This is a genomic window from Streptomyces sp. NPDC052036 (assembly GCF_040680495.1).
Lineage (GTDB): Bacteria > Actinomycetota > Actinomycetes > Streptomycetales > Streptomycetaceae > Streptomyces.
Genome location: NZ_JBFAWW010000012.1, coordinates 1 through 8,615, shown reverse-complemented (window position 1 = coordinate 8,615; position 8,615 = coordinate 1). Strand labels below are relative to the sequence as shown.

Sequence of the window (8,615 nt, the reverse complement as noted above, 5' to 3'; positions counted from 1 at the left end):
CGTCCGGGAGACGCGGGGCGATCGACGAGCGCGGGGCGTCCGGGAGACGCGGGGCGATCGACGAGCGCGGGGCGTCCGGGAGACGCGGGGCGATCGACGGACCCGAGTCCCTCGTCGATCGTGAGCCGGGGTGGCCGTGCGCGCGAGCGAGCGCCCGTACGCTCATGCGCCCCGATGTCCGTGCGCTCCGGGTCTGTGTGGCGCGGGCCTCCGTCGTCAGGGCGGTGGTGGGGCTACTCGTCCGTCGCCGCCGCCGGGAGTGCGGCCCTCGGGCGCTGCCAGCCGCGGGCGCCCCGCGCCCGCAGCCACGCCGTCGTCTCCTCCGGCGGCATCGCGGCCGCCACCAGCCAGCCCTGGACCGCGTCGCACCGCAGATCGCGCAACCGCTCCCACGTCTCGTCGTCCTCGACCCCCTCCGCGACGACGAGCAGCCCCAGCGAATGCGCCAGGTCCACCGTGCAACGCACGATCTCCGCGTCCTCCGCGTCCACCGCGAGCCGCGCCACGAACGAACGGTCGATCTTCAGCTCGCTCACCGGCAGCCGCCGCAGATGGACCAGCGAGGAGTACCCCGTCCCGAAGTCGTCCAGCGACATCTTCACGCCGTGCCCGGCCAGCCCGGCCAGCGTGTCGGCGGCCCGCTGCGGGTCCTCCAGAAGCACATGCTCCGTGATCTCCAGCTGCAACGCCCCCGCGGGCACCCCGTGCCGGGCCAGCCGCGCGGCCACCGCGCCCGCGAAACCGGGGGTGTGCACATCCCGGGGCGAGACGTTCACCGCCACCGGGACCCGCAGGCCCTGCGCCCGCCAGCGCGCCACCTGCGCGAGTGCCGTCTCCAGCACGTACTCCGTCAGATGCGGCATCAGCCCGGAGGACTCGGCGATCGCGATGAACTCGTCCGGCGGCACCTTTCCGCGTTCGGGATGCACCCACCGCACGAGTGCCTCCAGCCCGGCGACCTGCCCGTCGAAGCGCACCTTGGGCTGGTAGTGCAGCTCCACCTCGTGCGCGTCCAGCGCGCGGCGCAGATCTCCCAGCAGTCCGAGCCGGTCCGGAGTGTTCGAGTCCCGCTTGGACTCGTAGACCTCCACCCCCGTACGGTCCCGCTTCGCCTGGTACATCGCGACGTCCGCCCGCTGCAGCAGCCCCTCCGCGTCCAGCGCGTGCTCGGGGAAGACGGCGACCCCGGCGCTGGCCTCCAGGACCAGGGTGAGTCCGTCGAGGTCGAGCGGGGAGCTGAGCGCAGCGACCAGGTTGCGGGCCGCCCGTGACGCGGACGTCGTGGAGTCCGCGACGGGCAGTAACACGGCGAACTCGTCCCCTCCGAGCCGCGCGGCCTCCGCCCCGCGCGGCAGTGCGAGCCGCAGCCGCTCGGCAATCTGCAGAAGCAGCCGGTCGCCGGCGAGATGGCCGAGCGTGTCGTTCACCGAACGGAAGCGGTCGAGGTCGATCAGCATCAGGGCGGCCCGCGCACCGATCCGCTCGGCGTCGTCGAGCGCCGTCCAGGTGCGCTCCAGCAGCCACTGACGGTTGGGCAGGCCGGTCAGGGGGTCGCGCAACTGTTCCTCGGCGCGGGCCCGGGCTATCCACAGGGTGGAGTCCAGGGCGACGAGCGGGACGGAGAACAAGGGCAGCAGGATCGGGAGCGTGACGGCGACGACGCAGATCAGCGGGGCGATGCCGAGCAGGGCGACGGCGACAAGTCCCTGCCTGACCAGGGCGGAACGGGCGACCGTGGGCAGCTTCCCGGCACGCACCGCCTGGAGGTACCACAGCAGCAGCCGGGTCACCGCGAGGTAGGCCCCGGCGACAAGGACGACCTGGGGCGCGGTGGTGACGGTCCAGCTCTGGGGGTCCCAGGGGTCCTCGACGGTCGGGACGTGTCCGAAGACGGCCAGGACGAGCGCCGCGGCGCCGATGCCGAGGATGTCGACCGCGCCGTGCAGCACGCCCTGCCGCCAGCGGCCGAGCCGGGCCGTCACGACCAGGACGACGACCGTGAGGCTGACCATTCCGGCGGGCACCCAGCCGTACAGCAGCAGGACGGCGAGGGTCAGGGCCGCGCCGGAGCCCGTACCGCCCCAGGAGCGGACGCGGCCGAGGGCGACCAGATGGCCGACGATGACACCGGTGAGCACGGCCAGGGACCAGCCGACGGTGCCGGACGGGAAGAGCGCGTGATGTCCGCCGAACGCACGGAGGAGACCGGCGCCGAGGACGCACGCCGCCACCGCGACGACCGCCGCGGGCAGCGCGAGCCGGGCCGCGCGCCCCTCGTCGTGCGTGCCGTCCGGACCGGGCGGGCCGGGCGGCACCGCGGTCGGAGGAACGGCCCCGGGGGCGGTGGCCTGGGCGGGAACGAGGGCCGGGAGGCTCCTCGGGGGCACTCCGGTGACGTGGCCGGGGCCCGCCGCGGGTGGCACGCCCGGGAGTCCGCTCGGCACGACGCCCAAGCCGTTCCCGCGTGCCGGTGTCCCTGTGGTGCGGCGGCAGAGCCGCCAGGCGCCGGACATCCGGCGCAGGAGCAGCCGTGAGTCCGAGGTGGCGCTCTCGGTCGGTTCCATTCCCGTCCCTCTCACAGCCGGCGGTGCCCACGCCACGCGGCCTGCTGCCCGACGACCCGTCAACGGCATCGCGTCTGATACCCACCACGCGTGCGGGCACGGCAGGCGCACATCTCAACAGTAGGCCGCGGAAGGCTTTCACGGGCAGCGGTCGTCGACGGTTGCCCGAATACGACCCGGCCGCCCTATGCATCTGGTATGCGCGGAACGGGCGGCCTTCAACCACTACTCCCCGGTCGGAAGGGCCACTTCCGCCGCTGCGTCCGGCCCTTGTTCCAACAGGACCGCGAAACCGTCCTCGTTGAGCACGGGGACCTTCAATTGCATGGCCTTGTCGTACTTCGATCCCGGGTTCTCACCAACGACCACGAAAGACGTCTTCTTTGAGACAGAACCGGTCACTTTTGCTCCACGGCTCTGCAGGGCCTCCTTGGCCCCGTCACGGGTGAACCGCTCCAAAGTGCCGGTGACCACGACGGTGAGCCCCTCCAGCGGACGCGGGCCCTCGTCCTCGCCCGAGCCCTCCTCTTCCAGCCGCACACCTGCGGCCTTCCACTTACGGAGGATCTCGCGGTGCCAGTCCTCGGCGAACCACTCCTTGACGGAGCGCGCGACGATCTCCCCCACGCCGTCCGTGTTCCTGAGCTCCTCCTCGGTGGCCTGATCGATACGGTCGACGGAGCGGAAGGCCCGGGCCAGCGCCTCAGCGGCGACCGGGCCGACATGACGGATCGACAGCCCGGTCAGAACGCGCGCGAGCGGGCGCTCCTTGGCGGCGGCGATGTTCTCCAGCATCCCGAGCGCGTTCTTCCTGGGCTCGCCCTGCTGGTTGGCGAAGACCGTGGCGATCTTCTCCTCGCCGGTCTTCGGGTCGCGCTTGGGCAGACCGCTGTCCTGGTCCAGGACGTACGCCTTGATGGGCAGCAGCTGCTCGATCGTGAGGTCGAACAGATCGCCCTCGTCCCTCAGCGGAGGCTCCGCCGGCTCCAGCGGCTTGGTGAGGGCCGCTGCGGCCACATAGCCGAAGTGCTCGATGTCCAGCGCCTTGCGGCCGGCGAGATAGAACAGCCGCTCCCGCAGCTGGGCCGGGCAGGTCCGCGCGTTCGGGCAGCGGAGGTCGACGTCCCCCTCCTTCATGGGCCGCAGCGGCGTACCGCACTCGGGGCACTCGGACGGCATCACGAACTCGCGCTCGGTGCCGTCGCGCAGGTCGACGACCGGGCCGAGGATCTCCGGGATGACGTCACCGGCCTTGCGCAGCACCACCGTGTCGCCGATGAGCACGCCCTTGGCCTTGACCACGTCCTGGTTGTGCAGGGTGGCGAACTCGACCTCCGAGCCCGCGACCGTGACCGGCTCGACCTGCGCGTACGGGGTGACCCGGCCCGTACGGCCCACGCCCACGCGGATGTTGACCAGCTTGGTGTTGACCTCCTCGGGCGCGTACTTGTACGCGATCGCCCAGCGCGGGGCGCGCGAGGTGGAGCCCAGCCGCCCTTGGAGGGGGATCTCGTCGAGCTTGACGACGACCCCGTCGATCTCGTGCTCCACGGAGTGGCGGTGCTCGCCGTAGTACGCGATGAACTCCCGTACGCCGTCGAGGTCGTCGACCACCTTGTTGTGCCGGGCGGTGGGCAGGCCCCAGGAGTGCAGCAGGTCGTACGCCTCGGAGAGACGGGTCAGGCCGTCCTCGAAACCCTTGAGGGCGCCGATGCCGTGCACCACCATGTGCAGCGGGCGGGTGGCCGTGATGCGCGGGTCCTTCTGCCGCAGCGAACCCGCCGCCGCGTTGCGCGGGTTGGCGAAGGGCTTGTCGCCGCCCTCGACCAGCCGGGCGTTCAGCTCCTCGAACTTCTCCATCGGGAAGAAGACCTCGCCCCGGATCTCCACGAGGTCAGGCACCCGGTCGCCGTCGAGGCGGTCCGGGATCTCCGCGATCGTCCGCACGTTCGGAGTGATGTCCTCGCCCGTGCGGCCGTCTCCGCGGGTCGCCGCGCGGGTCAGACGGCCGTGCTCGTAGGTCAGGTTGACCGCGAGGCCGTCGACCTTCAGCTCGCACAGGAAGTGGTAGGCGGAGGTGCCGACCTCCTTGGCGACACGGTCGGCCCAGGCGGCCAGCTCCGCGTCGTCGAAGGCGTTGTCGAGGGAGAGCATGCGCTCGCGGTGCTCGACGGCCGTGAACTCCGTCTCGTACGCCCCCGCGACCTTCTGGGTGGGCGAGTCGGGGGTGCGCAGCTCGGCGTACTGCTCCTCCAGCGCCTCCAGGGAGCGCAGGAGCTGGTCGAACTCCGCGTCGCTGATGACGGGAGCGTCCTTCACGTAGTACCGGAAGCGGTGCTCCTCGATCTGCTCAGCGAGCTGCGCGTGCTGCTCCCGTGCCTCGACGGGCACCGTCGTCTCCGCTTGCTTGTCGCCGGCCACCGTGTTGTCCTCCCGTTACTCTGGGTTGTCCGCGAGGGATCTCGCCGCCCGGACGCAGTGGGCGAGCGCCCGGCGGGCGTAGTCCGGGGAGGCGCCCGCGAGCCCGCACGCCGGCGTGACCGTGACCGCCTCCGCGAGAAGCCCCGGACGCAGCCCCAGCCTGCGCCACAGCGTCCTGACACCCATGACGCTACCGGCAGGGTCTGACAATGGGCCGTCGGTGCCCGGCACGACCCCGGTGAAGAGTCGGGTGCCCGCTTCCACCGCCTCCCCGATCACCTCGTCGTCACGCTCGGTGAGGAGCGAGAAGTCGAAGGAGACGGCGGCGGCGCCCGCCCGGCGCAGCAGGCCGAAGGGCACGTCGGGTGCGCACGCGTGCACGACGACCGGGCCGTCCGCGTGCACCTGGACGACGTCCCGCAGCGTGGCCTCGATGATCTGCCGGTCGACGGCCCGGTGGGTCCGGTAGCCGCTGGCGGTCTTCACCTGCCCGCGCAGGACGGAGGTGAGCGAGGGCTCGTCGAGCTGGAGGACGAGCCGGGCTCCTGGTACGCGGCGCCGTACCTCGTCGAGGTGGAGCCGCAGCCCCTCCATGAGGGAGCCGGCGAGATCACGGCAGGCGCCGGGGTCGGAGAGCGCGGCCTCGCCGTTCTTCAGCTCCAGGGCGGCGGCGAGCGTCCAGGGCCCCACCGCCTGCACCTTCAGCGGTCCCTCGTAGTCCTGGGTGAACTCCTCCAGGGCGTCCAGGTCCTCGCCCAGCCAGGAGCGGGCCCGCCGGGTGTCCCGCCCGGGCCGGTCCCCGAACCGCCAGCCGCTGGGCTCCACGCGCGCGTACAGCTCGACGAGCATCCCGGCGGTCCGCCCGATCATGTCCGCACCGGGCCCGCGGGCGGGCAGCTCGGCGAGGAAGGGGAAGTCCTCGAAGCTTCCGGTGACGGTCTTGGCGGCCTCCCGGGCGTCGCCGCCCGGCATGGACCCGATCCCGGTGGCGGCACCGAACCTGAACTGGCTGTCTTCACTCACCCGTGCAGAGTAGGCCCTCCGGAGGCGCGGCCGTCCCCGGTGCCGGGTCCGCCGGGACGCCCGGTGGTGGCTATGCCCCCGGCCGCACCGTGAGGTCGTTGACCTCCGCGTCCCTCGGCAGATCCAGGCACATCAGCAGGGCCGTGGCCACCGACTCGGCGTCGATCCATCCGGACGGGTCGTACGGCTTGCCCTCCTGCTGGTGGACCTTGGCCTGCATCGGGGTCGCCGTGCGGCCGGGGTAGACCGAGGTGACCCGGACGCCGTTTGCGTGCTCCTCGTGGCGCAGGGAGTCCGCGAGGGCCTTGAGGCCGTGCTTGGAGGCCGCGTACGCGGACCAGTCCGCATGCGCGTTCAGGCCCGCACCGGAGTTCACGAACACGACGTGGCCGCGCGCGGCGCGGAGCTGCGGCAGGAAGTGACGGGTCAGCTCCGCGGGGGCGATCAGGTTGACGTTCAGCTGGTGGCGCCAGGACTTGGGGGTCAGCTCGCCGACCGGGCCGAGGTCGACCACGCCCGCGATGTGCAGCAGGGAGTCGACCCGGTCCGGCAGCGGCTGGTGCGAGAACGCCCAGGACAGCTTGTCCGGGTCGGCAAGGTCGCCCACCAGGGTCGCCGCCCCCGGGAACTCGGCCGCCAGTTCCTTCGCCCGGCCCGCATCGCGCGCGTGGAGCACAAGAGCGTCCCCGCGCGCGTGGAGGCGGCGGGCCACTGCCGCGCCGATGCCGGAACCCGCTCCGGTGATCACATGAGTTGCCATGCCCGCCATGCTCGCATCCCGGGGCTAGCCGATCCCGAGCGACTCCTCCAGATACGCGAGCGCGCCCACCGGTTCCTCGGCGAAGAACACCAGCTCCGAGAGCGGGCGCGGCAGAAAGCCCTCGTCCTCCATCCGCCGGAACTGCTCCTTCAGGCCGTCGTAGAAGCCGGCCGTGTTCAGCAGGACCACCGGCTTGTCGGTGTGTCCGTGCTTCTTCAGCTCCAGGATCTCGGTCGCCTCGTCGAGCGTCCCGGTTCCGCCCACCATGATCACGACCGCGTCGGCCCTCTCCAGGAGCAGCCTCTTGCGCTCGGCCAGGTCCTCGGCGACCACCATCTCGTTGGTGCCCGTCCGCGCCTTGGCGGCCAGGAACCGGACCGAGACGCCCACGAGCCTGCCGCCCGCCTCCTGCACCCCGTCGGCGACCACCTTCATGAGGCCGACGTCGGAGCCGCCCCACACCAGGGTGTGACCGCCCTTGCCGAGCAGCTCCGCGAACTGGCGTGCGGGGCGGGTGTAGTGGTCGGCGAGGTCGGCGGCGGAGAGGAAGACACAGATGTTCATGCCGAACACCGTACGCGGGAAGAACCGGGGCCCCGCACGTGCTTTTCCAATATGAGCAACGGACACACGATCACCATCGAGCAGGGCGACGAGCATGTGCGCGTGGTGCACGGCGGACAGGTTCTGGCGGAGAGCGAGCGCGCCCTCGTGCTGCGGGAGACCGGCTGTCCCGTGCGGTACTACATCCCCGCCGAGGATGTCCGCACGGATCTGCTGACCCCGTCCGAGACTCACACCGAGTGTCCCTTCAAGGGCACGGCGTCGTACTGGTCGCTGCCGGACGCGGAGAACCTCGTGTGGGCGTACCCCGACCCCAAGCCGGAGGTCGCCGCCATCAAGGACCACCTCTGCTTCTACGAAGTGGAGGTGTCGTGAGCGACTGAGGCCGCCGCCCTGCGGCAGTCTCACAGGCATGGACAAGCAGACCATCTCACGCGACGGCACCCGCATCGCGTACGAACGCACCGGACGGGGCCCGGCGGTCGTCCTGGTGAGCGGCGCGATGTCCACGGGCGCCACCGTGGCACCCCTGGCCGCGCATCTCCCGGACCGCTTCAGCGTGGTCGTGTACGACCGCCGGGGCCGTGGCGGGAGCGGTGACACGGAGCCGTACGCGGTGGCCCGCGAGGTCGAGGACCTCGCGGCGCTCGTCGAGGCGGCGGACGGCGAGGCGTGGCTCTACGGCATCTCGTCCGGCGGCGCGCTGGCTCTTGAGGCGGCGGCGAGCGGGCTGCCGGTGCGCGGGGTCGCCGTCTACGAGCCGCCGTTCGCCGACTACGGGGGCGGGCAGCCAGAACGCGCGGAGTACACCGCGCGTCTCGGCGAGGCGCTCGGGCAGGGCCGGCGCGGGGACGCGGTCGAGCTGTTCCTCGGCCTCACCGGACTGGCCCCGGAGATGATCGCCAACGCGCGCCGGTCCCCGATGTGGGCCGACATGGAGGCGCTCGCGCCGACCCTCGCCTACGACGACGCCGTGATGGGCGACGGGCTGGTGCCCCGGGAGCGGCTGGCCACGGTCACCGTCCCCGTGCTGGCCGTCGCGGGCGGCGCGAGCCCCGAGTGGCTGCGCAGGGCGGCCGAGGCAGTCGCCCGGGTGGCGCCCCGGGGCACGTACCGCACCCTCAAGGACCAGGACCACATGGTGGAGCCCCAGGTGCTCGCTCCGGTGCTGGCGGCGTTCTTCGGGAGCTAGGGCGTGTTTCGAAAGTCCCGTCTGGCCCGCGACTCCCCCAGCCTGGCGGCTGGGAGGTGCCCCCAGGCACGGCACCTCGCCGCGTTGTCGG

At 72.2% G+C, this 8,615-nt stretch carries 7 protein-coding genes; 2 read left to right on the top strand and 5 right to left on the bottom strand.

Features of this window, described 5'->3' with window-relative positions; translation table 11 throughout:
* Positions 1 to 233: 233 nt before the first annotated feature.
* The 5 genes from AB0L95_RS18350 to AB0L95_RS18330 all read right to left on the bottom strand — a co-directional run bounded on the left by AB0L95_RS18350 (position 234) and on the right by AB0L95_RS18330 (position 7,332).
* On the bottom strand, positions 234 to 2,564 hold the full coding sequence (locus tag AB0L95_RS18350) for a bifunctional diguanylate cyclase/phosphodiesterase (RefSeq protein WP_365162717.1): 2,331 nt from the start codon (positions 2,562 to 2,564) through the stop codon (positions 234 to 236).
* Positions 2,565 to 2,789: 225 nt separating this feature from the next.
* Entirely contained in the window at positions 2,790 to 4,985 is a 2,196-nt protein-coding gene (gene ligA / locus AB0L95_RS18345) for an NAD-dependent DNA ligase LigA (RefSeq protein ID WP_365162716.1), read from the bottom strand.
* 15 nt (positions 4,986 to 5,000) lie between these two features.
* Positions 5,001 to 6,008, bottom strand: coding sequence for a methionine synthase (locus tag AB0L95_RS18340; protein WP_365162715.1), 1,008 nt, complete (start codon positions 6,006 to 6,008; stop codon positions 5,001 to 5,003).
* A gap of 70 nt (positions 6,009 to 6,078) precedes the next feature.
* The gene (locus tag AB0L95_RS18335) at positions 6,079 to 6,777 is read right to left on the bottom strand and encodes an SDR family oxidoreductase (RefSeq protein WP_365162714.1); all 699 of its coding nucleotides are present in this window, start codon (positions 6,775 to 6,777) and stop codon (positions 6,079 to 6,081) included.
* A gap of 15 nt (positions 6,778 to 6,792) precedes the next feature.
* Positions 6,793 to 7,332, bottom strand: coding sequence for a TIGR00730 family Rossman fold protein (locus AB0L95_RS18330; protein ID WP_365162713.1), 540 nt, complete (start codon positions 7,330 to 7,332; stop codon positions 6,793 to 6,795).
* A 51-nt stretch (positions 7,333 to 7,383) separates the two neighbouring features.
* On the opposite strand from AB0L95_RS18330, the gene AB0L95_RS18325 reads away from it, so the two are divergent.
* Positions 7,384 to 7,707 (top strand): DUF427 domain-containing protein, encoded by a 324-nt coding sequence (locus AB0L95_RS18325; protein ID WP_365162712.1) that lies wholly within the window; start codon positions 7,384 to 7,386, stop codon positions 7,705 to 7,707.
* A gap of 37 nt (positions 7,708 to 7,744) precedes the next feature.
* Positions 7,745 to 8,524, top strand: a complete 780-nt coding sequence (locus AB0L95_RS18320) for an alpha/beta fold hydrolase (protein ID WP_365162711.1) — start codon at positions 7,745 to 7,747, stop codon at positions 8,522 to 8,524.
* Positions 8,525 to 8,615: the final 91 nt, after the last annotated feature.